Origin of the sequence: Streptacidiphilus albus JL83 (assembly GCF_000744705.1) — a bacterium.
Classification (GTDB): Bacteria; Actinomycetota; Actinomycetes; order Streptomycetales; family Streptomycetaceae; genus Streptacidiphilus; species Streptacidiphilus albus.
The window spans coordinates 7,726,497-7,749,438 of the sequence record NZ_JQML01000001.1; the positions used below are offsets into that span (position 1 = coordinate 7,726,497).

General features: G+C 73.8%; 13 protein-coding genes. All 13 read right to left on the reverse strand.

Features of this window, described 5'->3' with window-relative positions:
• Positions 1-39: 39 nt before the first annotated feature.
• The 13 genes from BS75_RS33525 to BS75_RS33585 all read right to left on the reverse strand — a co-directional run bounded on the left by BS75_RS33525 (position 40) and on the right by BS75_RS33585 (position 22,769).
• On the reverse strand, positions 40-291 hold the full coding sequence (locus tag BS75_RS33525) for a hypothetical protein (protein ID WP_034090908.1): 252 nt from the start codon (positions 289-291) through the stop codon (positions 40-42).
• Between the two features lie 66 nt (positions 292-357).
• Complete coding sequence (locus BS75_RS33530; protein ID WP_034090909.1) at positions 358-1,836, reverse strand: MFS transporter; 1,479 nt, start codon at positions 1,834-1,836, stop codon at positions 358-360.
• 67 nt (positions 1,837-1,903) lie between these two features.
• Entirely contained in the window at positions 1,904-2,719 is an 816-nt protein-coding gene (locus BS75_RS33535; protein WP_042438351.1) for a leucyl/phenylalanyl-tRNA--protein transferase, read from the reverse strand.
• Positions 2,709-6,134 carry an amino acid adenylation domain-containing protein gene (locus BS75_RS33540; RefSeq protein ID WP_052070030.1) on the reverse strand — a complete coding sequence of 1,142 codons (3,426 nt, stop codon included), beginning with the start codon at positions 6,132-6,134 and terminating at the stop codon, positions 2,709-2,711. The genes BS75_RS33535 and BS75_RS33540 overlap by 11 nt, the downstream gene beginning before the upstream one ends.
• Positions 6,131-9,244: an EAL domain-containing protein gene (locus BS75_RS33545; RefSeq protein WP_052070032.1), complete on the reverse strand. Its 3,114-nt coding sequence runs from the start codon at positions 9,242-9,244 to the stop codon at positions 6,131-6,133. Before BS75_RS33545 ends, BS75_RS33540 begins: the two co-directional genes overlap by 4 nt.
• A gap of 382 nt (positions 9,245-9,626) precedes the next feature.
• On the reverse strand, positions 9,627-10,508 hold the full coding sequence (locus tag BS75_RS33550) for a hypothetical protein (protein WP_034090910.1): 882 nt from the start codon (positions 10,506-10,508) through the stop codon (positions 9,627-9,629).
• Positions 10,505-11,683, reverse strand: a complete 1,179-nt coding sequence (locus BS75_RS33555) for a ferritin-like domain-containing protein (RefSeq protein ID WP_042438353.1) — start codon at positions 11,681-11,683, stop codon at positions 10,505-10,507. Before BS75_RS33555 ends, BS75_RS33550 begins: the two co-directional genes overlap by 4 nt.
• A complete protein-coding gene (locus BS75_RS33560; protein WP_034090911.1) occupies positions 11,680-13,623 on the reverse strand; it encodes a GMC oxidoreductase in 1,944 nt (647 codons plus the stop codon). Before BS75_RS33560 ends, BS75_RS33555 begins: the two co-directional genes overlap by 4 nt.
• Positions 13,620-14,291, reverse strand: a complete 672-nt coding sequence (locus tag BS75_RS33565) for a hypothetical protein (protein WP_034090912.1) — start codon at positions 14,289-14,291, stop codon at positions 13,620-13,622. Before BS75_RS33565 ends, BS75_RS33560 begins: the two co-directional genes overlap by 4 nt.
• Complete coding sequence (locus BS75_RS33570; protein WP_197091984.1) at positions 14,288-16,015, reverse strand: GMC oxidoreductase; 1,728 nt, start codon at positions 16,013-16,015, stop codon at positions 14,288-14,290. The genes BS75_RS33565 and BS75_RS33570 overlap by 4 nt, the downstream gene beginning before the upstream one ends.
• Before the next feature lie 233 nt (positions 16,016-16,248).
• Positions 16,249-19,209: a helix-turn-helix transcriptional regulator gene (locus BS75_RS33575; protein ID WP_034090913.1), complete on the reverse strand. Its 2,961-nt coding sequence runs from the start codon at positions 19,207-19,209 to the stop codon at positions 16,249-16,251.
• 117 nt (positions 19,210-19,326) lie between these two features.
• Entirely contained in the window at positions 19,327-19,530 is a 204-nt protein-coding gene (locus BS75_RS33580; RefSeq protein WP_034090914.1) for a hypothetical protein, read from the reverse strand.
• Positions 19,531-19,631: 101 nt separating this feature from the next.
• Entirely contained in the window at positions 19,632-22,769 is a 3,138-nt protein-coding gene (locus tag BS75_RS33585; RefSeq protein ID WP_160312270.1) for a type 2 lanthipeptide synthetase LanM family protein, read from the reverse strand.
• Positions 22,770-22,942 lie beyond the last annotated feature (173 nt).

Here is a 22,942-nt window from a genome sequence, read left to right on the forward strand (position 1 = left end):
CTGCCCGGCCGCGAACGGCCGCTGCGCGCGCCCGCGCGGTCAGTGGTGGCCGAACATCCCGGGTATCAGGACGTATCCGCTGCTGCTGTTGTTCCACTCGCCCGGCTGGTCCGCCTGCGGCGAGAGCAGGTCGCCCGGAACGCTGTCGCCGCTGCTGAGGTGGGAACTCGCGGCAGTGGGGGCTGCCTCGGCCGACCCGGCTCCGATCGAGACATCCAGTGCGACGACCGCCGTCAGGGCGATGACTGCCAGTCGGCCTGACCGCGAGACGGTTCGGTTCCACCGTGCCATGGAGAGTTCCCTTCGGCTCCGTGCTGCCCTTCCGGCGGATCATCGCAGCCGCCTGTAAACGTGGTGTCAACGCCGTCCGGTGGGAACGGCGGCATGGGCGCTCGGCAGGGCGCGGTGCCGGAGCAGCGCGGCGGCGGCCACGGCCAGCAGGCCGGTGCCGGCGGCGGCGAGGAGGGCCAGGGTGTAGCCGTGGTCGGTGTAGACGATCGCGTCGGCCGGCTGCTTCGCGGCGAGGTTGGCGTTGAGGACGGCGGTGAGGACGGCCAGGGCGACGGCGGTGCCGAGGTCGCGGGCGATGCCGTTGATGCCCTCGCTGACGGCGGTGCGGTCGGCCGGAACGGCCTCGGCCACCTGGCTCATCGTCGCCAGCGGGTAGAGCGCGAAGGCGATGCCGTAGACGGCGGTCCAGCCGAGGATCTCCCAGGTGCGGCCGTGGGCCAGGCCGAGCAGCAGCAGCGAGACGGTGAGCGGGACGGTCGCGGCGACCAGGGTGGCGCGCGAGCCGAGGCGCCGGACCAGGGCGCCGCCGAGCAGTCCGGCCAGGATGGCGGTGATGCCGTAGGGGAGCATGTACCGGGCGGCGCCCAGGGCGTCGAGGCCGAAGCCGTAGCGGATGCCGAGCGAGCGCGGGGTCTCCAGCATCTGCGGGAGCAGGAAGGCGAAGCCGCAGACGGAGAAGGCGCAGAGCAGGGTCGCCAGCACCGGCAGCCGCATCTGCGGACCGGCGACCACCCGCACGTCGACCAGCGGATGGTCGCTGCGCAGCGCGTGCGGGACGAACAGGGTGACCGCCGCCGCGCCGCCGACCAGGCAGGCGAGGGTCGAGCCGGCGGTCCAGCCCCAGCCCTGGCCCTCGGTGATGCCGAGCAGGACCAGCCCGGTGCCGCCGCCGAGCAGCGCGCAGCCCAGCAGGTCCAGCCGCTGCGGCAGCCGCACCGGGGACTCCGGGACGAGGAGGGCGAAGGCCGCGGCGAGCACGGTGACCGCGATGAAGCTGAACCAGAAGACGCTGCGGAAGCCGTAGGCGTCGATCAGCGCACCGCCGACGAAGGGGCCGATGATCGCGGAGACGCCCAGGCCGACGGAGATCAGTCCGAAGCCGAAGGGCACCAGTGGCGCCGGCAGGATGTCGCGCAGCAGCCCGTACATCACCGCGACCATGGCCAGTGAGATGCCCTGCAGCACCCGGCCGGCCAGCAGCAGCGGAAAGCTGGTGGCCAGGGCGCAGAGCAGCGAGCCGAGCGCGAACAGCGCGCTGACGACCAGCACGGTCCGCTTCTTGCCGTGCAGGTCGGCGAGCTTGCCGACGGGGGACTCGCAGACGACCCCGGTGAGGCTGACGATGGTGAGCACCCAGCTGAGGCTGGAGGTGTGGAAGACCGGGACCATGTAGCGGACGGCCGGGTAGACCAGGGTCAGCTCCAGCGGGATGACCAGGGAGAGCAGCAGGACCGCCGTCAGGATCACGACCAGGCGCGGGGACCAGCCGGAGGATCCGGAGGATATGGGGTCGGTGGGTCTGGTGGGTCCGCTGGTTTCCGTCATCGCTGCCTCCCGGGCGTGCCTCGGACTCGGCGTTCACCAGGCAGGCTAGGAATGATCTGACGGTGCGTCAATAAATCTTGCAGGGTTGGCCGTCCGCTGCTTCGGCCGCCCCTGCGGCCAGGCGTCGGGCCGGGCGGGGGTCGGCCGGCAGCGGGGCCGGGGCCGGCCGCTGTTCGGCCAGGAGCCCCAGGTACCGCTCCCGGGGGAGCGGCGTGGAGCCCAGGCTGCGGACATGAGGGCTGTCCCACTGGGCGTCCAGGACGGTTCCACCGGCCTCGGCGAAGCGGTCGGCGAGGTCGGCCACGGCCGTCGCTCCGGCTCCGGAGCGCAGCCGGAACATGGAGTCCATGCTGAGGACGCTGTCGATCCGCACCCCGAACACGCCGCCGACCAGCGTGCTCTCCTGCCACACCTCGACACTGTGCGCCCAGCCCGCCTCGTGCAGCAGGAGCAGCGAGCGGACCAGCTCGTCGGTCAGCCACTGCGGGTCGCGTCCTTCCCGGCAGCCGTGCACCACCTGCTCGAAGTCGCGGTCCAGGGAGGTGGACCAGGTGTCCCGGCGCAGTCGTCCGGCCAGTCGGCGACTGAGGTGCACCGCGCGCACGGGGATCACCGGGCGCGGGTCCGGGGACCACCAGGACACGCGGTACGGGTCACCGGTGTCCGCGCCGATCAGCCAGATCCGGCCCGCCGCGACCGCCTCCTCGTGGGTGACCTCGTTGATGGTGCGGGCGAAGTCGTTGGGCGCCGGCAGCGGGTAGGCGCCGGCCCGGTAGGCGGCCAGCAGCGCGTCGGGCCCGGTGTCGGCGGAGAACGCCACCGGACCGTCGCCCGCCGTGTGCGACAGGTCGACCCCGTTCCAGGACGCGCGGCTACGGACCATCGGCGGGACTCTCCACGGGCTCCAGGAAGCCGATCGACTGGAGGTGGGTCAGGTAGCCGTCCAGCAACGGCGCGTCCACGGGCGGCAGGACGATCCCGGACCCCAGCAGGGCGAGTTCGGCGTTGTCCCGGCGGAACTGCGGGAACACGTCCTGGAAGTACATCTCGCTGACCGACATGTCGGCGTGCCGGCAGCGGTCCACGAAGAGCGGGACGAAGGGGGTGATCGGGTGGGCGGGGTGCCCGGCGGCGAAGCCGATCAGCGCCGAGACCCAGTCGGCGTACGGGATCTCGGTCACCGGGAAGCCGTGCCGGCGCAGGCTGTCCGCCAGGCTGCCGAGGACGGCGGGGTGCGGGTTGGTCAGGTGGTAGACGGTGCCGCGTGCGGGGTGGTTGGCCGTGATGTGGCCCACGGCCCGGGCGAAGACGTCGGCGGGCAGGAAGTCCAGCGGGAGCTCGACCTCGGGGCATAGGCCGGACTCCGCGATGAACTTCATCAGCGCGCAGATCTCGGTGGCGGTGTTGAGCACACCGGCCGGGCCGGTGCCGGTGATGTCCTGCAGCCGGTAGACGGTGACCGGCAGTCCGGCCAGGGACGCCTGCCGCAGCAGTGCCTCGGAGACCCACTTGGTCTCGACGTAGCCCACCGACAGGTAGTCCGCGAAGTCGAGCGGGGTGGACTCGGTGACGCTGCGCACCCCGGCCGCCCCGAAGCCGGCGAGCACCGCCATGGTGGACGCGAAGTGCAGCGGAACCGAGCGCGGCGCCGCCAGCCGGATCAGCTCCCGGGTGGCCCCGACGTTCACCGCGCGCAGCTTGTCGTAGGGGTAGATGAAATTGACCTGCGCGCCGAAGTGGTAGATGACGTCGACCACGGAGCCCAGGTGCTCGAAGTCGTGGTCGGTAAGCCCGAACCCGGGCTTGCCGAGGTCGCCGACGATCGGCCGCACCCGCTCCTCGGACAGGTCGTGGAGCAGGTAGCGCCGGGCGGACGCCCTGATCCGCTCCCAGGCCTCCGCGGCGTCGGCCGCCCGGACCAGGCAGTGGATCCGGGCCGAGGTGTGCTCCAGCAGGTCGTCGAGCAGGTGGATGCCGCAGTACCCGGTCGCACCGGTGAGCAGGACGTCCTGCGGCGGCTCGGACGCCGCCGGCTCGGTCGCCGCCGGCCGGGCCTTCACCGGCCGGGCCTTCGACAGCGCCGACAGTTCGGCCGGCGACAGCTCGGACTCGGCGGCGAAGTCCACGGCGCCGCCGTCGGCGCTGGCCAGGGTGCCGACGCGGGCGCGGTGCGCGCTCCGCGCGAAGCCCGCCAGCGTCGAGTCCTGCAGCAGCGAGCGGGTCAGCGCGCGGACCTGGCCGATCCCGATGCCGAACATCACCCGGGCCCTGGCCAGCATCTCCATGGCGAGCAGCGAGTTCCCGCCGAGTTCGAAGAAGTCGTCGTCGGCGGCGATCCGGTCGACGCCCAGGATCAGGCTCCACAGCTGCGCCATGCCCGAGGTGAGCGGCGGCTGCGGCCGCGTCTCGCCGGGTCCGGGGCCGGGGCCGGAGCCGTCGGCGGAGCCCGCGCCCGTGTCGGCGCCCGCGTCGGCGGGGCGCACGAGGGCGGAGCGTCCGGGCAGGGCCGCCCGGTCGATCTTGCCGCTGGGCGCCAGCGGCAGCTGACCGATCGGGGTGTACTCCACCGGAACCATGTGCGCCGGCAGCACCGCGGCCAGGGCGGAGCGCAGCTCGGCACTCCGTCCGGGGCCGTCGGTCGGCGATCCGTCCGCCGTCGGCCCGCCCTCCGTGTCGGCGTGGGTGTAGAAAGCGACCAGGACCTGCTCCTGCTCCCCGCTGCCGCGGGTGCGCGCCACCACGGCGGCCTGGCCCACCCCCCGCTGGGAGTTGAGGACCGCCTCGACCTCGGCCGGGTCGATCCGGAAGCCGTGGATCTTCAGCTGGTCGTCGATCCGGCCGAGGATCTCCAGGCTGCCGTCGCAGCGCCGCCGCCCGAGGTCGCCGGTGCGGTACATCCGGCTTCCCGGGGCGTCGGCGTGCGGATCGGGAAGGAACTGCCGGGCCGTCAGGCCCGGCTGCTTCCAGACGGCTTCGGCCAGTCGGCCGCCGCCGATGTAGACCTCGCCGCGCTCGCCGGGCGGCACCGGCCGCAGTTCCGCGTCCAGCACGTGGACCAGGGCCCCGGCCAGCGGGCGGCCCACGGGCGCCGGGGCGCCGTCGGTCCCGGGGAGGAGGTCCTGGGTGAGTTCGCACGCCGTCGAGGTGATCGTGGTCTCGGTCAGCCCGTACGCGTTGACCAGGGCGGTCCCGGGGAACCTGCGCAGCCACAGCCGGCAGTGGTCGGCGTGGACGACCTCGCCGCCGACGATGACCAGCCGCAGCGGGGCCAGCGTGTCCAGGCCCGCACCGGCGACGCTGAGCAGCCTGCGCCAGTAGGCGGGGGTCAGGTCGACCACGGTGATCCGGTCGCGGGCGATCCGGTAGAGCAGGTCGGTCGGCGCCCAGGCGTGCCTGCCGGTCAGCACCACCGTGGCCCCGGAGACCAGCGGAGCGAGGATCTGCTCCAGTGAGGTGTCGAAGGCCAGCGCCGCGAGATGCGCCACCCGGTCGCCGGGGCCCAGCCGGTAGAACTCCGCGGCGGCGCGCAGGGCCACCGACAGCGCGTGGTGGCTGGTGACCACGCCCTTGGGCGGTCCGGTCGACCCGGAGGTGTAGATCAGGTAGGCGGGGTCCTGCGGCCGGGGCGTCCAGCCGGCCGGCTCCGGCCCCAGGCCGTCGCCGGCGTCCGCCTCCGCCGCCTCCACCGTCAGTACGTCGACGGCGGCGCCTTCCCCGGTCGCCCCGGCGAACAGCGCCCGGTGCGAGCGGTTCGTCAGGACCGTCCGGGCATCGGCGTCGCGGACCAGCCGGACCAGTCGCGGGGCCGGGGTGGCCGGGTCGAGCGGCAGCACCGCCGCCCCGGCCCGCAGCACCGCCAGCAGGCCGACCGCCAGCTCGGCGGTGCGGTCCAGGCAGACGGCCACCACGGACCGCTCGACGCCGCCGTGGAGCCGCAGCCGCCGGGCGAGCCGCTCGGTCCGCCGGTCCAGCTCCGCGTAGTCGATCCGTTCGTCGTCGCACAGCACCGCCCAGGCGTGCGGTGTCCGCTCGGCCTGCTCCCGGACCAGCCGGGTGACGGTCGGCGCCCAGGGGCCGTCCGGGCCGAGCGGGTGGTCAGGACGGCTGTAGGCCGACCAGCTGTCCGGCGGCGCGGCGTCGAGCGCGGCGGCACAGTCGGCGGCGCTCGCCCAGGGCTCCCCGTTCCGGGCCCAGCCGGGGGGCACCGGGAGCCGCGCGGGCCAGATGGCGTGCTGCCCGAGGTCGTTGGACAGCAGCAGCTGCTGTCCGTCGGAGAAGCCGAGGCCGTTCGTACTCATCGGATCCGCTCCGTCGGTTCGTCGGCGGCCTGCTTCAGCAGCATCGCCTGCGCCTCCTCCGCGGCCACCGGCTTGGCGAAGAGGTATCCCTGGCCGAGCGGGCAGCCCATCGACACCAGCAGCTCCCGTTGCTGCTCGTGCTCCACGCCTTCGGCGATCACGGTCAGGCCCAGGGTGTCCGCGAGGTGCGTGATCCCGTCGACCAGCGCGTACTGCTGGCTGGAGTGTCCGAGTTCGTCGATGAAGGACTTGTCGATCTTGAGGATCGAGATCGGGAACTCGCGCAGGTAGCTCAATGAGGAGTAGCCGGTCCCGAAGTCGTCGATGGCGATCCGCACGCCCAGCTCGGTGAGGGACTGCATCTCCGCCAGCACCCGGTCGTCGTGGCGCAGCAGCAGACTCTCCGTCAGTTCCAGGACGAGCGAGGAGGGATCGATCCCGGTCCGGTCGATGACGTGCTGGACCACGTCCAGGAAGCCGTGGTCGCGGAACTGCCGCGGCGAGACGTTGACGCTCACATAGGGAGGCCGCGGTCCGGCGGCGGACCCGTTGCGGAGCCCGTCCGTCACGCCGCGCCAGCCGACCGCCTCGGTGGCTGCCCGGCCCAGCACCCAGGCGCCGAGCGGGACGATCTGGCCGCTCTCCTCGGCCAGCGTGATGAACTGCTCCGGGAGCACCGTGCCGCGCGTCGAGTGCGGCCAGCGCACCAGCGCCTCGAAGCCGACGATCGATGCGTCGGCGAGTTTCACGATCGGCTGGTAGAGCACCACGAACGACTCCACCAGCGACCGGTCCAGGCTCTCCTGCAGCTCGTGCCGCTCCACCATGCCGCTCTGCATCGCCGGGCGGTAGCGCCGCCACCGCCGCTTTCCCGCCGTCTTCGCCTCGTACAGCGCCAGGTCGGCGTGGCTGAGCAGCTCCACCGAGTCGAAGCTGTCCTCGGTGGTGGCGATGCCGATGCTGGCGTTGACGCTCACCGGGCCGACGCTCAGCCGGAACGGTTCGGCGAAGACGCCCAGCAGGTGGTCGGCGAAGGTCTCCAGGTCCTGGGGCGTCATCGGGTCCTCGACCAGGAGCGCGAACTCGTCGCCGCCGAGGCGGGCCGCGGTGTCGGACACGCGGACCGCCGTGGACAGCCGCAGCGAGAGGGCGACCAGCAGCTCGTCGCCGACCGGGTGGCCCTGGGTGTCGTTGACCACCTTGAAGTCGTCCACGTCGACCAGGAGCACGCCGACCACGGTTCCCTCGCGCTGGCTCTGGGTGAGGGCGTGGGTGACCCGCTCGTGGAACAGCACCCGGTTCGCCAGCCCGGTCAGCGAGTCGTGGAAGGCGCGGTGGGTGAGCTCGCGTTCGAGCTTGCGCTGCTCGGTCACGTCGCGCAGGGTCAGCACCAGCCCGGCGACGGTCGCCTCCCGGCGCAGGTCGCTGCACCGGACCTCGACCTCGATGGTGGCCTGGTCGGTGCGCAGCATCTGCCAGTGCTCGCGCCGGTCCGGTTCATCGCGGGCCCGCATCTGGCTCAGCGCCCGGGTGACGGTGCCGCTCTCCTGTGCGGGCACGAGATCGGCGAGCCGGGACCCGGCCAGGGTCGCGGATCCCAGCACCTGGCGGGCCGACGGGCTGGCGTACCGGATCCGGTCCCCCTCGTCGAGGATCAGGATGACGTCGGAGGCGTTCTGCACCAGGGTCCTGAAGTACGCCTCGCTGTTGCGCTTGCTCACCTCCTGGCTCAGGGCGATCCGTTCGACGGCCAGCGTGCCCTGGGCGGCGAGGGTGGCCAGGCTGTCCCGCAGCACCAGCAGGTCCCGCTCGTCGCCGGCCACGATGAGGGCGCCGATCAGCGGATCCGGCGCCGACTTCTCCCGCAGCGCCAGCGGGCACAGCAGGGTGCTGCGCAGCGGATGGAAGCGCGCGGTCAGCTCCTCGCCCAGGGCGTCCACGCCGAGCAGCCTGGTCCCGCCGTGCCCGGCCTGCGCCTGGACCAGGGAGCGGGTCCGCTCGGTCATCCCGATCTGCTCGCCGTCGGCGGCGCGGGTCAGCCAGAGCCGGTCGTCCTTGCGGATGGCCAGCAGGGCATCGTGCTGCGGGCTGTCCGCCAGCAGCGAGGTCACCGCCCGCTGGACCGCCGTGGCGACCTGCGGCACGTCCGCCGCCAGGCTCAGCGAGGCCACCGCGCCCCGCAGCGTCCGTTCGCGGGTCACCGCCCGCCGGTGCGTCTCCGCCACCTCGGCCAGCCGGTAGAGCACCAGGAAGAAGAGGATCGCGGAGAACGCCCCGATCACGCCCACATTGCTGGTGTCACCGCGGATCGAGGCCAGCACCAGCATCGCCGGGGCGATCAGCGATGCCAGGGTGAGCAGGCCCACCCGGACCCGGGCGTTGTCCGGGTGCCATTCCGTGGGTTCGGTGAGCGTCACCATGGACGGGTGCAGCGCGGCCGATCCCCAGGCGCCGTAGAAGACCGCCCAGCCCAGGTCCACCGGGGTGCCGGTGCGCCAGGTCCCGTGGAGCTGGATCAGCGCGTAGGCGATGTCGGCGGCGAGCAGCCCGAAGGTGCCCGCGGTCAGCAGCACCACGGACACGCTCTTCCCGCCGCGCGGTGCCAGCAGTCGCGCCAGCATCGCCAGCACCAGGATGTCGCCCAGCGGATAGGCGATGGAGATGGCCTTCTGGATCCAGCTCAGCCCCGGGGTGTGCGCGTACGGGACGATGACGTAGATCCAGAGGAGCAGCGCGATCCCGACGGTCAGGGTCAGCGCGTCGATCAGGCTAGCCCGGTCGCGCCGGGCGGTGCGCCAGCGGACGAAGCCGAGCAGCCCGGCGGCGTAGAGGCCGTAGGTGGCCAGGTAGAAGGCGTCGGCGACCGAGGGGAACAGGCTTTCGTGCAGGTACTGGATGATGATGATCTGCGCCAGCTCACCCGCGGTGAAACTGAGGTTGGCCGCGGCCAGCAGGTACCAGGGAAGGCTGTGCGCGGGGCGGTGGTAGGCGATTCCGATGAGGATGCCGACGACGCCGCTCAGCCCGACCCCCACGAAGATCAGCCGCTGGTCGGAGAACGCGTAGTAGACGGACGTGAGTGCGACCATCCAGACGCCGAAGCACGTCATCAGGAAAGGCCATCGCTGCCGGGTTTCCAACGCTGCCTCCTCCTGCCTGCCCTGCCGAGGAGCATCCCGGTACCGCCGCTGCTGGAGGGGCAGCCGGGACTCCGGAGAGGGGGCGCGAGCGGCACGGACGGTTCCGCATTCGGAGCACCGCTCCGGTCGCCTGCCGCGTGCCTCCTTGGGCGAGCGTGCCTCCTTGGGGGGAGAGAAGAACGTCACAGCCTCAATCAACGCTATACCTGGCCCAGCCCCTCCGCATGTACACCTCGGGTCGGCCCGCCCGACCTCCCTGCGTCCGACCGGGCGCCTCGGCCTGGCGGCCCTCGGCCCGGGGTGACGGGCGGCGACCGGTCGTCACCGGGGCCGCCCGTCCACCGCGGGAGGGTCAGCCGGTGGCGACCCAGTAGGGGCGGTTCTGGGCGGCGACCGGGGGCGACTGGTAGACCCAGGCGCCGGCCGGCTGCCTGTCCTTGAGCAGGTCGACGAACTTCTTGCTCAGCCCCTGCGGGGCGGCGCCGCCGAGGGCCAGCTTCACCCTTCCGGTGCTGCGGGCCAGGTCGTACCAGACGTACGGCGAGAAGACGTTGAGCGGGGCGGCCAGCGGCCGGAAGGAGCCGTCGGGCTGCTTGCGGCTGCCGTACTCGGTGAACGGCGCGGCGCTGACCGGCTGCGGGCCGAGGCCGTGGAGGTCGGCCTCGAAGGAGAAGTAGGTGTTGGCGGGGGTGAAGGCGCCGTTGGCGTCGGCGCTGCCGAAGACGCCGCAGACGGCCTTCCACCGGTCCACCGCGTTCGCATCGGCGGTGGTGTCGTTGGGGACCGGGAGGGTGGGGTCGAAGCCGGCCTTGAACTTGGGCTCGTTGAAGAGCTTCTGCCCGGCGTCGATGGCGATCTGGCTGTCGCAGGCGACGTGCATCCGGCAGAAGCCGAGGCCGCGGGTCTGGTCGGAGCCGTAGGCGTACTGCTGGTAGGTCAGCTTCGGGACCCGGTTCGCGTCGGCGGCGGGGAAGGCGACGATGTTGAGCTCCACCTCCTGGGTGATGCTCGCCCCCTTGGCGAACTGGCCGCAGTAGAGCTGGTAGTTGAAGGAGAGGCAGACCTGGTCGTCGAAGACGGCCGGGGACAGGTGGGCGCCGCTCGGGGACTCCTTCAGCAGCTCGGTGACGGCCGCCCGGTCGGTCAGCAGGTAGTCGAAGCCGATGTTGCTGAAGGTGCCGTAGAAGAACGGCAGGCTGAAGCCCGGGGGGAGGTCGGGCAGGGTGTTGCTCACGGGTGCTGCTCCTCGGGGGTGGGGGAGGCGGCGGCCTTCGCCGCCGCGTCGGCACGGGCCTGGACGAAGTGCTGCTCGGTCAGCTCGAAGGTCGGACTGGCGTGGATGCCCTGCGCCGCCCTGGCCCGGTCCGGATGCGGGTTGCGGTAGAGCCGCTGGCTCAGGTCGCGCAGCTCCAGCATCACCGGCACGGCCTGGCGCATGACCCACGGATCGCCGGTGAAGGCCAGCTGCAGCAGGGCCAGCAGGTGTGCGTACGTCCGGTTGAAGAACTCGGCCTGGGCGCGGACCTGCGAGCCCTCGGGGTAGTGCGCCACCTTCGCCCGGGGGTCGATCCGGTACGCCTCGTCCCAGACGACGTCGAGCAGCGGGCCGCTCGGTCCCGTGCGCGGCAGGTCGTGCGCGCCGTACCTGCGGCCCACCCGGATCTCCTTGAACCGGAAGTAGTGCGCGACCTGGCGCTGCTCGCCGAAGAAGATGTCGTCGCTGTCCCAGATGGTGTCGGCCACGCCCTCGCCCTGGTCGCTGATCACCTCCACGGCCAGCAGGGCGCTCTTCAGATCGGTGACCGGGAAGGCCTCGCCGCCGGAGTTGTAGAAGTCGGTCGGGCCGACCTGGCGGCGCGGGTCGCCGGTGAAGAGGGTGGCCGGGGCGGCCGGGTCCCTGCGGTGCTGCTCGCGCTGCTCCCGCTCCAGGGCGATCAGGCCCTTCCGGATCGCGTCGTAGAACTGGCCGATGGAGGTCCAGCCCTCGTCGTCCTCGGCTTCGCCCCCGGCGGGCGGGACCAGCGCGCGCGGGCGCTCGATCAGCAGGAAGGTGTCCAGCGCCGCCGGGGAGAAGTTCTGGAGCGGGATCTCCGGCAGGCTCCGGCTGCTGAACGGCAGCCTGGCCGGGTACCCGGCGACGAAGCCGGGACGGGCCACATCGGGGGTGCCGCCGACGGCGTTGAGCAGGTTCGCGGCCAGCGTCAGGTGCAGCATCTCCTCCATCAGCACGCTGCGGATGGTGTCGTAGGAGAAGCGGTTGGCGCCCGGCCGGATCGAGTACATCCCGCTCATGTAGACCGGGACGGTGAAGTGCTCGACCTCCAGCGCGGCCTGGAGGAAGTCCCTCAGCTCCTTGAGGCCGGCCGGCGGCCGGTACTTGCCCTGGCTGAGCGCGGTGGCGGTGATCACTGGGCGGCCTCCAGCACGGGCTGCCGGGCCGCGGTCACCGGGTGGTGCAGCGAGGTGAGTTCGCGGTGGATCTCCTCGGCGCTGCGCAGGGCGAGGGCGGCCATGGTGAGGGTGGGGTTGCTGGTGCCGATGGAGGGCATGCTGCCGCAGCCCACGGCGAAGAGGTTGGGATGGTCGTGGGTGCGCTGGTAGGAGTCGACCACCGAGGTCGCCCGCTGGGCGCCCATGATGTGGGTGCCCGCGCCGTGTCCCGCGCCGTGGAAGCCGAGATCGAGCTCCTCGGTCTGCCCCTCCGGCCGGTGCCGGAAGTGGCCGAGCGGCGGGATGTCGCCGCGGACCCGGTAGTCGGTGAAGTCCTCCGCACCGAGCGCCCGGAAGATCTCCGCCGCGACCCGGCGCGCGGCGTAGACGCCGTCCCTGACCCGGGTGTCGAGGTCGTAGTGGAGGATCGGCTTGGGGTTGCCCAGGCCGTCCCGGTAGCGCTGCGGGTCGATGGTGACCCGGTTGGCCGGGTCGGCGGGCTGCTCCACCGCGATCTGCAGCTGCACCTGCCGGTTGAGCTCGTCGCCCAGCCGTCGGCGCAGCCCGGGGCCGAAGAGCCCGTCGGCCTTGACCTCGCCCTCGGCGTCGCCGCCGAGGCCGACCATGGAGCCGACGCTGCTGAACGGCGCGCCGGTGGCCCAGCCCCAGCCCCAGTTGCCGATCTCGATCCGGAACGGTGCGCGCCGCTTGCGGCCGCTGCCGAAGCGGAAGCATTCGAGTCCGGAGGTGTGCCCCGGGCCGCGGAACGCCCCGATGGGCTCCGCCTGCGGCATCCGGGACCAGGCCAGGAAGGTCGGATGGTCCATCAGGTGGCGGCCGACGTAGCCGCTGCTGTTGGCCAGCTCGGAGGAGAGCAGGATGACGGCGTTCTCGATGGCGTGGGCGGCCAGCACGACGATGTCCGCCTCGGCCGTGTACGGGGTGCCCACCGGCGCGGCCGGGTCGCTGTACTCGCGGAACTCCACGCCGCGCACGGAGCTGCCGCGCCCCGGCAGCACCCGGCTGACCACGCAGCGGGTGGCGACGTGCACCGAGTCGGTGAAGTCCTGCTGCAGCCGCAGCGGCGAGGACTTGGCCTGGACCGGGCAGATCGGGGTGCAGCTGGCGTTGCCCACGCAGCGCTCGCCGAAGTTCGGCAGCCCGACGGCGCCGACCGGACGGTAGCCCCGGCCGTCGTCGAAGAGCGGGTTGGGCGTGCTGTTGCGTCCCTGCGGCAGGGTGTAGACCTTCGGCGTGTAGGGCAGCTGGGCCACCGGGTCGGTGATCTCCTTGCCGGTGAGCTTCCGGTGGAACACCCCGTCCTGGTAGCTGGCCGGGATCTCCTCCATCGGGTACTGGTAGTCGCGCTCCGGCACGACGCCGAGCTCGTGCTGCTCGGCCCCGTTGCCGGCCGTGCCGATCAGCCGCTCGGCCTGCTGCAGGTACGGCTCCAGCTGCTCGGCCGTCAGCGGCCAGTCCCGCCCGTAGCGGTAGAGGGACCTGGTCGCGTAGTCCTCCGGAAGCATCCTGGGCACGGCGCCCAGCCAGTGCATGGCCGCGCCGCCCAGCGCCCGGATGTAGTCGGTGCCGTACGGCAGCGGTCCGGTCTGGACGAAGTGGCCGGTGGAGGTGTAGCCGCCCGGGACCGCGTGGAGGTCCAGGACGTCGGGGAAGGGCGCGGCCCGGTTGGGGCGGTAGCCGGCGTTCGGCACCTTGATCGGGGCGACGTTGAAGGTGTCCAGCGAGTCCTGGTAGCCCGGCCAGGTCTCGGTGCCGGGGTTCCCGGCCTCCAGGACCAGCACCCGCCAGCCCTGCCTGCCCAGTTGCCGGCCCAGCAGGCTGCCGGCCCAGCCGCTGCCGACGATGATCACGTCGTAGCGGCGGCCGTTGACCTGGGCGCCGGTGGTGGTCACGGTCATCGCTCGCTCACCTGCTTCTGCTCCGGCGCCGCCGCCGCGGGTGCCACCGCGGCGGAGGGGACGGCGGACGGGGGGATGGAACGGGAGACCCGCAGGCCCGGCAGCAGGTGGGCGGGTACGCCCGCGGACGGCAGGTCGGCCCCGTAGCCGACGGCGTCGTAGACGGCGGCGGGGGTGACCGGGGGGTCCTCGTTGGCGGCCTCCAGCTCCTCGCGGAGCTGCTGCTCGGACGGCAGCTCGGGCGGCACGGCCGACCAGGTGCCGAAGCCCGGCGGCTTCGCGCCCGCCGGGTGGCCCTGGAAGCTGCGCCAGACCAGGCCCTCGGCGTAGCTGCTGGTCGAGGCGACGAACTCGGCGTTGGGCCCGGGGCGGCGCAGCGCGCTGTGGGCGGCCGGGGCCAGCTGCGGCCAGGAGCCCGTGTACCAGAGGTAGACCAGCGCCCGGGCGACCTCCCGGTAGGTCGGCGTCAGCCGCTCCGGTCCGCCCCGGTCCGCCAGCACCTGCTTCCAGGCGGCGAGGAACCCGGTGAGGTTGTCGGCGCCCAACTGCTCGCGGGCGGTGTCGAGGTAGAGCTTCGCCATGCCGGTGCCGTAGAGGTCGTAGGTGGCGAACCCGGTGAGCGGCATGGACAGGTGCACGAATTCGGTCAGCTCCTGCTCCTGGGTCACCGCGGCCCCCCGTTCCGGCCCGAGCGGAGCAGGTGGTCGGCCAGGCGCTGGCCCAGCGCGACCGCGGTCAGCGTCGGGTTCCAGGAGCCGGAGGTGGGGAAGGTGGCCGCACCGCCGACGTAGAGGTTGGACACCTGGTGCAGGCGGCAGTTGACGTCGGTGACGGAGTCCTCCGGGGTGTCGCCCATCCAGAGCGTGCCGGACTCGTGGACCAGGGCGTCCTTCATCCGGTCGGCCGGGATGGTCGACTGCCAGCTGCCGGGGGTCCCGTTCCGGCCCGGGTGCCAGTACTGGATCGCGTCCGGGGCCACGCCCTCGGCGAGGATCTCCTTCACCATGCGCTGGGCCGACTCGTCCATGATCCGCCGCAGGTCGGTGTCCGCCTCGCTGGGCTCGATCTTCAGCACGGCTTCGCCGCGGTCGACGGTCACCGTGCTGCCCCGGGCGTCCTTCGGCCGGCTGCGCCACTCGCCGAGGCAGTGGACCAGGAAGCCGATGTGGTCGGCGTCGGTGAGCTGCTGCAGGAACTCCTGGTCGAAGGAGTCGGGGATCAGCCGGTAGAGGTCGGGGACGGCGGTCGCCGGCTCCGGGTTGGAGGCGCCCATCAGGTGGATGTGGAAGTCCCGGGGCTCGGGCAGCTCGGGCTGCTGCACCCGGCCCCGCAGATAGAGGCAGCCGACCTGGAGCCCCTTGCCCTCCAGCCCCTTCCAGGCCGCGCGCGGCACCCTGACCGAGAACCAGGAGGCGACATGGCCGCCGAAGTTGGTCCCGGTGAAGTCCGGCAGGGCGTCGCCGAAGGAGTTCAGCAGCAGCCCGGTGGGCTCGACGATGCCGTTGGCCAGCACCAGCTCGGTCCGCGCGCCGAGCTTCAGCAGGCCCTGGGCGGTCGAGAGCTCGGTGGCCCGGCGGCGGCCGTCGGAGCCGTCGGCGGTGTGCCGGATCTCGTGCACCTCGCACCCGGTGACGATGTCCACCGACCCCGGGTAGGCGGTGGCCAGCCCGATCAGCAGCGGCACCGGGCTGAACTTCCGGTAGTGCAGGCTGGAGGTGGTGTCCCGGGAGGCGAGCTCCACCTGGAGTTCCGGGGCCTGGATTTCCTTCGGGAAGTGGCTGATCCCGAAGAGGTGCTCCTTGAGCCGCTCGATCAGCCGGGGCTGGAATTCGGAGAACTGCGTCCCCATGTCGCTCGGCAGGACGGCGCCCAGGAACTCCTTGGCGGAACTCCAGTAGTCGTTCAGTTCCTCGGTCACCGGGGCCGGCCACCCGGGCATCTGGGCCGCCGTCGGCTGCGGGATCCAGGTGCTCCAGAACTGCGCCCGGCCGCCCAGGTAGGGGATCTGCGGAGCGAGGTCGTAGGTGGTGTCCGGCGCGCGCCGCCAGGGGCGGGCCACGGCGTCCATCATCAGCCGCTGGTAGCGGGGGTCGAGGTTCTGCACGTGCTCGGGCAGGAGGAAGCTGCCCTTCTCCAGCAGCAGCACCTTGGGGTGCCAGGGGCCCGCCTGGCGCATCAGCCGGTGCAGGACGGCGGAGCCGACCGCGCCGCCGCCGACGATCACGATGTCGTACTCCGTCGCGCGGACCTGTTCGAGGGTCTTGCAGTAGTACGTCGCCACCGGGTCGCGGTCGGCCGGCACCGGCGGGACGGGCCTGCGCGGCGCGTCCCGCACATCGAGCAGCGTCGTGCCCATGGCGAGCGAGTGGGGTGGTTCGGGCAGTTCTGGCACAGGGTGCCTCCTCCCTGTGACCGACCGGGTGCCGATCACACGGGGGAAGCGTGCACCCTGTACGAACTTATCGCCAGCAGCGAATTGTCCGGGCAGATTTGATAAACACCGGTGCGGAAGTTGTCAGTACAGGGAGAAAACGATTCGTCGTGAGATTCGGAGGTCACGGCGCGAGGGGCATTTTCATTGGAACGGGTGAGTCGTCGAACGCCAGTCCGGAACTGCCGGTCGGCTCAGCCGAGGTGCGTGCCGAGTTCGGCGGCGTAGTCGCACAGGGCCGCGCGGTGCGGCCGCCCGGTCTTGGCGAGCAGGCTGGCCACGTGCTTCTCCACCGTCCGGGCGGAGATGTACAGCTTCTCGGCGATCTCCTGGTTGCCCAGCCGCGACACCAGCAGTAGGAAGACCTCGTACTCCCGCGCGGTCAGCCCCTGCTGGCGGAGGAGCGCCGGGACGTTCGCGGTTCCGCTGCGGCGCTGCGGGACGGTCGCGCCCGCCTGCCGCAGCAGGTCGCGGCAGGCGCTGGCCACGGCCGGGACGGCGGCGTCGTGGAAGTACCCCTCGGCGCTGCGCAGCCAGCCGACCGGCTCGCCCCAGCCGTCGGCCAGCGCCGCCTCGGCCACCAGCCGCTGGCCGAGCCGGCGGGCCATCGGGAACGGCCGGCTCGCCTCGTGGGCCTGCGCGACCGCCGCCTCCGCCCGGGCCGGACGCCCGGCCCGCCCCTCGTGCACCGCGAGCGCCAGGCGTTCGAACTGCCGGTTCCACGGCAGGGCCGCCGGGCTGTCGGCCTCCGGCTCGGACGCCGGGTGGCCGGCCAGCGCGCGCAGCAGCGGGCGCAGCCCGTGCAGGCCGTTGAGGTAGAAGACCGACGGGTGCTGCTCCTCCCAGGCGAGCGCCTGGTCGAGCTCGTGGAGCGCCTGCTCGCGGTTCTCGTGCAGCAGGGCGCAGACCGCGCGGCTGCCGAAGACCAGCGGCACCTGCAGCGACTGGTCGCCGTCCCACTGGCGGAACTCCTTGAGCGCCTGCTCCAGCTCCCGCGAGCGGCCCTGGTGGGCGGCCAGCATGGCCTGGGTGAGCAGCACGAACTGGTGGGTGTCGGCGTTGCCCAGCCTGGCGGTGGCGGGGGCGCAGCGGTCGGTCAGCTCGCGGGCGGTGGCGTACTCGCCGAGCATCACGCTCTGCATCGCCAGGCCGGCCGCCGAGTTGTGCATCAGCACCAGGGCGCCGTGGTCGACGGCCGCACGATGGGCGCGCTCCATCAGGACGGAGGAGCCGCTGTGCATGAAGTCGTTGGTGCCGAGCCGCAGCAGCAGGCTGATCTGCCAGGTGGGCAGCCGGTGCTCGGTGGCCAGCGCCAGCCCGCGCTCCAGACAGGCGTCGGCCCGGTCGAAGCCGTAGCGGCGCTCCAGCAGCGCGAGCAACTGCCAGGCCTGGCAGGCGATCTCGGGCAGGCCGACCGCCTCGGCGCCCTCCGCCGCGAGCCGGGCCAGCCGCTCGGCCTCGGCCACCCGGTCGGCGCCGGCGGTGGTGTCGGCGAGCACCAGATGGGCCTCGACCACATGCAGCGCCGGGGTGAGCGCGGTGCTGTCGAAGCGGCCGAGCAGCCGGCGGACGCGGTGCATCCGGGCGGTGGCGTCCTGGTACCGGGCGGCGGTGACGGCCGCCCAGGCCAGCCGGGAGTGCAGCGCGGCACTGTCGGGCGCGGCCAGGGCGCCGGGACCGGTCTCGGGCAGGGTGTCGGCCAGGGCGAGGGCGCGGTCGAGCCGGCCGGTCTCCACCAGGGTGTAGACCAGCTGTTCCACCACCGGGGCCCGGTCGGCGGCGCGGGCGGGGTCGGCCAGCAGGTCCTGGGCCCGTTCGAGCAGCGAGACGGCGGAGTCCATGGCGCCGTCGCCGCGGGCCGCCTGACCGGCCTCGGCGTAGCGCAGGGCGGCGGCCCTGGTGTCCCCGGCGGTCAGCCGCAGCGCGGCCACCCGGTGGCACCACTGGTCGGGCAGGCCCGGGTAGGCGTCCTCGATCGCGTCGGCGGCCCGGCCGGCGATCGCGGCGCGCTCGGTCGGGAGCAGCTCGGTCAGCAGGGCCTCGGCGGTCAGCGCGTGCCGGAACTCGTACCGGTCGGCCACCGGGCCGCTGGGGGAGATGAGTTGGGCGTCGATGCCGGCGCGCAGGTGGATCAGCAGGTCGCGGTCGTTCAGCCCGGTGACGAGCTTCAGGACCGGGAGCGAGAACCTCCGGCCGAGGACGGCGGCGGTGTTGAGCAGGGTGCGGCCGGAGGGGCTGAGCCGGGCCACCCGCTGGGCGACGCTGCGCACCACGGTCCTGGGCACGTCGATGGCCGGGTCGCCGCGGACCTGCCAGCCGCCGGCCGGTCCGCGGTGCAGCACCTCGGCGGTGATCATGCCGCTCAGCAGTTCCTCGACCACGAAGGGGTTGCCCTCGGCGTCCTGGGCCAGCCGGTCGGCGACCTGCTGGGGCAGCAGGTCGGCGCCGCCGGCGGGCAGTGCGGTCAGGGCCGCCAGTGCGGCCTCGGCCATGGTCCTGACCTCGTCGGTGGTGAGCGGTCGCAGGGTGCTCAGCACCGCCGCGCGGCGGCGGCCCAGCTCCTGGGCCAGCTCGCCGGCGGGCCCGGCCTCCGGCCGGAGCGTGGCCAGCAGCAGGACCGGCAGGCCGCCGATGTTGTCGCAGAGGTACTCGACGACCGCGAGGGTCTCCGCGTCGGCGTCGTGCAGGTCCTCCAGCACCAGCAGGCAGCCCGGATGCTGATGGGTGGCCAGATCGCCGCCGACCGAGGCCAGCAGCCGCAGCACCGCCTCGGCCGTCTCGATCAGCGCGGCGGGTGCGGCCTGCCGGTCGCCGCCGCGCCACTCGGGCAGCATCCCGGCGAGCGCGGAGCGGTACGGCGCCAGCTCGGGGTCCTGCGGCGGCCCGCTGACCCGGAAGAGGGAGAGCAGGGCCTCCGCGATCGGCCGGAACGGCATGGCGTCGCCGCCGACGGCGCCGGAGCGGCCCCGGAGCACCGCCATGCCCCCGGTGAACGCCCGGTAGGCGCACTCCCCGGCCAGTCGGGACTTGCCGATCCCGGCCTCGCCCAGCAGGAACACCGCCCGGCCCCCGCCCTGCCGGACGGAGGCCAGTGCCCGGTCCAGCGCGGCGAGTTGATCCTCACGCCCAACCACCACCGGAGACGTAATGAGCATGGCCGGAGGCTATCGCCGGGCGTGCCGATGCACCAGAGCACCTCTGTGCACCGAGGGATCGGCCGCCGGCCGGGCCCGGCCGAAGCCCGGCCGGGCCCGGCGCGGGGAGAGCCGGGGTCAGCCCCAGCTCATGCTGATGGTGGTGATGGTGACGGTGTTCACGTCGTTACAGGAAAGGCTGGCGAGGCCGGCCAGCAGCCGGGCCCGGCGGCCCGCCGCGGACTCCTGGGGAAGCCGGATGTCCCCGGCCGGGTGTCCGGGCCCGGGCTGCTCACGGGCGGCGGGGTTCTTCCAGCCGGTGACGAGTGCTTCGTTGCTCATCGCGTGTCTCCTTCGCGTGGGGAATCGTGAGGGCAGGAAATGGTGAGGGCAGGAAGTCGTGGGGGCAGGGAGTCGGGGCCGGGGGCCGGGGGCCGGGACGGTCACGCGGTCGGCGACCCCAGCAGCAGTACGGAGGGGATGCGGGCCGCGAAGCCGAGCCTGAGCAGCCCGTAGCCGATGCCGGCCAGGCCGGTCAGCAGCCCCGGGCTGCTGACGGCGTCGGGCGTGCCGCAGCGCGGGCCGAACCGGTCGAGCGCCGCCAGCAGCGCACCAGCCCTGAGGTGCAGGGCACCGGGATCGGCCCGGCCCGAGGCGGCGGCGGTGAGCAGCAGGTCGAGCGCGCCGACCTCGCCGTGGCACAGGCTGTGGTCGCCCGCCCCGGGGACGGCCGCCGCCGCTACGGCCCGCTCCAGCAGCGCGGCCGCATCGTCGGCGGCGCACGCGGCACCGCTGTCGGCCAGTGCCAGCGCGGTGCCTGAGGCGCCGTCGCACCAGCCGCCGTCGAGCCTGACCGTCCGCTGCCGGGCGCTCGCCGTCTGCAGCGCCCACAGGCCGGCCGCCGTGTGGCGTCGGCCGCCGCCGTCCCCGGCGAACCGCAGCAGCGCCCAGCCGACCCCGGCCGCGCCGGTGTCGAAGCCACCGGCCGGCAGCTGCTCGGGCGCCCGGGCGGCGAGCCGGTCGGCGCAGGCCAGCGCGGTGGCCGCGGCCAGGGGCGAGCCGTTGGCCCGGTGCACGGCGAGCATGGCGGCCAGGCAGCCCGCGTCGCCCTCCAGCACCCCGGGCTCGCCGCCCGGCTGTGCGGCGGCGGTAGCGGTCAGCTCGACCGCGGCACCCGTCCAGCCGGCGATCTCGCCGTCGTCGAGCAGGGTGCCGAGACGGCTGAGCGCGTAGGTGATCCCGCCGAGGCCGGCGAAGCCGGTGCCGATGTCCGCGAGGTCGGCCGGGCGCGCGGCCAGCGCGGCCAGCAGCGCGGGGACGGAGGTCAGCGCCCGCCGGGCCACGGCGGTGTAGCGCTCGATGCCGGTGAGGTCGCCGAGCTGGGCCAGGAAGAGCGCGGTCCCGCAGTAGCCGTGGGGCAGCCCGGCGCCCTGCGGGAGCACCGCCCAGATCCGGTCGTCCAGCGGTTCCAGACCGAGCCAGTTGACCCGTCGGCCGTTGTCCTGCGCGGCGGTCACGATCTGGTCGGCGATGCCGCAGGCGGCGGCCAGCAGCCGTTCCGGGTCGGGCACGATCGTGGCCACCGGTCCGGGCGCGGACGCGGGGGAGGGCGCCGGGCCGGGCGGCGGGACGGCGGCGGGGTGGCCGGAGCCAGGGCGGCCGGCCGCGGCACGGCGGGTGGCGAGCGAGGCGCGGATCACCCACTCCTGGTCCAGCCGGTCGGCCCGGCCCATCGCACGGAGCCGCTGCTCGGCCTGGGCCAGGCCGGAATCGGCGACCAGCCCGTGGACCGTCAGCCGGCCCACGGTCAGGTCGGTGGAGTCCGGTCCGCAGCCGACCAGCGGGACGTCGCCCGCCCACAGGTCGGCCAGCTCCGCCCCGACCAGCGGGCGCCGCAGCGGATCCGCGGCCGACTCGCGCCACAGCGCGTCGAACAGCCGGTCGCGGTCGAGCGCGTCGCGCAGCACGTCCGGGTGGGTGGACTCGTCCAGCAGGGTCGTGTACCAGCGGGTGTCGCGCAGCAGGACCCGGGTGCCGGCGTCGGTGAACCTGGCCAGCAGACCGGCGGCGCCGGTGAGTTCGGCGCGGTGGGCGGTGATCGCGTCGTAGCCCGCCCGGAAGCCGGAGAGCAGCGTCTCGGTGTGCGCCCCTGGGTCGGCGTCGGTGCCGCCGAACCGCGGCCGGTTGCTCGCGCCCGGGAACAGGCCGGAGGTGCGGATCAGCCGCATCTCGTCGGTCGCGGGCGCGGCCCAGCCGGTGACCTCGCCCGGCAGCGTGGTGTCCCGGTCCCCGCCGAGGGCGGAGAGGTCCAACGCGCCCTCGGCGCCGACCAGCAGCGACGGCAGCAGCGCGGTCCGCCGCACCGAGTCGTCCAGGGCCGCCAGCGCCGGGTCGTCGACGGCGGACCGGGCCAGGCGGGGGTGGAACAGCGTCTCCAGGTCCACCGGCACCGGCTGGTCCGCGCAGGCGATCAGGTTGTCGACGTGGACGTCGGTGCCGCCCAGGGTGTGGACCACGGCCAGCAGCGCGCCGAGGCGCCAGTAGAACCGGCCGACCTGGGCCGGGTCGGTGCAGGGCGCCGCCTCGGCGTACTCGACCCAGCCGTAGCCGGGTCGGTCCAGCACCCGCAGGATCCGCAGACCCAGCTGCGGCAGCCGGGAGTTGAACCAGTCGAGCACCTCGTTGAAGTGCCCGTGGACGGCGGTGGGGCGGGGCTTGGAGACGACCCGGGCGCCGTTGGCGAAGCGCAGCACCGCGACCGAGCGCCCCCGCTGGTGGCGGTCCCCGGCGCCGTGGGCCACCCCGGTCAGCAGACCCGGCTCGGCGCCGCCGAGGATCACCGCGACCAGGTCCGGCCGGTCGGCGGTCAGCCTGGCCAGCAGCTCGGACCAGGCCGCGATGCTCTGCTCGCAGCTCTGCGCCAGCAGCCGGGCCAGCACCGGGTACTCCTCGCACAGGGCGCGCAGCCCGGAGCGGGCCGAGGCCAGCCGGACGAAGTCGGCGAACCGCTGCTCGGGGGTGTCGCCGCGGAGCCGGCCGGTGGCCCGTCCGACGTTGAGTTCGAGCACCAGCGTCCGCCGGGCGAGGGCCACCAGCCGGGCGCCCACCTGTCCGGTGAAGTCGCGCCGCACCGCGTCCAGGTCGGCCACGGTGTCGGCGCCGACCCGGCGGGCCCGGCGCAGCAGCTCGTCCGCGCAGCTCTCCGCGAACGGGGCCAGGACCAGGGCGAAGCCCGCCTCCCAGGAGGTGCCGGGCGGGGGAGCGGCGGGCTCGGCCGGGGCCGCGGCCAGGGCCCGTTCGGCGGTCCCGACCCAGGACGGACGGGGCAGCCGGTCGGCCAGCGCCCCGCTCGGCTCGGCGAGCAGGGCGCGCAGCCCGTCCAGGTCCAGGCCGAGATCGGTGAGCCGGGCGCGGAACAGCTCGGCCGAGGGGTAGTCGGACTGCCAGGCGTCCGTCGGGTCGCCGGCCGTCCCCGCCCCGGCCGTTCCCGCCCCGATCGGCCCGGTGGCGGTCCGGTCGGCGGACATCCGCTCGACCAGTGACACGCCCCGCACCCACCATGCCGCCGCCGCTGCCGTCATGGGCGACAGGATGTCAGCGGTGCGGCGCCCGGGACCATGGGTACTCGCCCCCATATTCCTCCGCCCTCCGGTGCGCGGCGGAGCCCCCGGCCCGGAATCCGGGGGTCCGCTCCCATGGGCCGCCGGTCCGGCGCGGTTCAGGGTGGGTGGTGCGACCTCGGACGCTGCGGCGA

What these genes read in the sequence shown, in the direction of transcription:
- BS75_RS33545 (WP_052070032.1), bottom strand. Translation starts at nt 9,244, where the DNA reads ATGACGTGCTTCGGCGTCTGGATGGTCGCACTCACGTCCGTCTACTAC.
- BS75_RS33530 (WP_034090909.1), bottom strand. Translation starts at nt 1,836, where the DNA reads ATGACGGAAACCAGCGGACCCACCAGACCCACCGACCCCATATCCTCC.
- BS75_RS33525 (WP_034090908.1), bottom strand. Translation starts at nt 291, where the DNA reads ATGGCACGGTGGAACCGAACCGTCTCGCGGTCAGGCCGACTGGCAGTC.
- BS75_RS33535 (WP_042438351.1), bottom strand. Translation starts at nt 2,719, where the DNA reads ATGGTCCGTAGCCGCGCGTCCTGGAACGGGGTCGACCTGTCGCACACG.
- BS75_RS33560 (WP_034090911.1), bottom strand. Translation starts at nt 13,623, where the DNA reads ATGACCGTGACCACCACCGGCGCCCAGGTCAACGGCCGCCGCTACGAC.
- BS75_RS33580 (WP_034090914.1), bottom strand. Translation starts at nt 19,530, where the DNA reads ATGAGCAACGAAGCACTCGTCACCGGCTGGAAGAACCCCGCCGCCCGT.
- BS75_RS33575 (WP_034090913.1), bottom strand. Translation starts at nt 19,209, where the DNA reads ATGCTCATTACGTCTCCGGTGGTGGTTGGGCGTGAGGATCAACTCGCC.
- BS75_RS33585 (WP_160312270.1), bottom strand. Translation starts at nt 22,769, where the DNA reads ATGACGGCAGCGGCGGCGGCATGGTGGGTGCGGGGCGTGTCACTGGTC.
- BS75_RS33540 (WP_052070030.1), bottom strand. Translation starts at nt 6,134, where the DNA reads ATGAGTACGAACGGCCTCGGCTTCTCCGACGGACAGCAGCTGCTGCTG.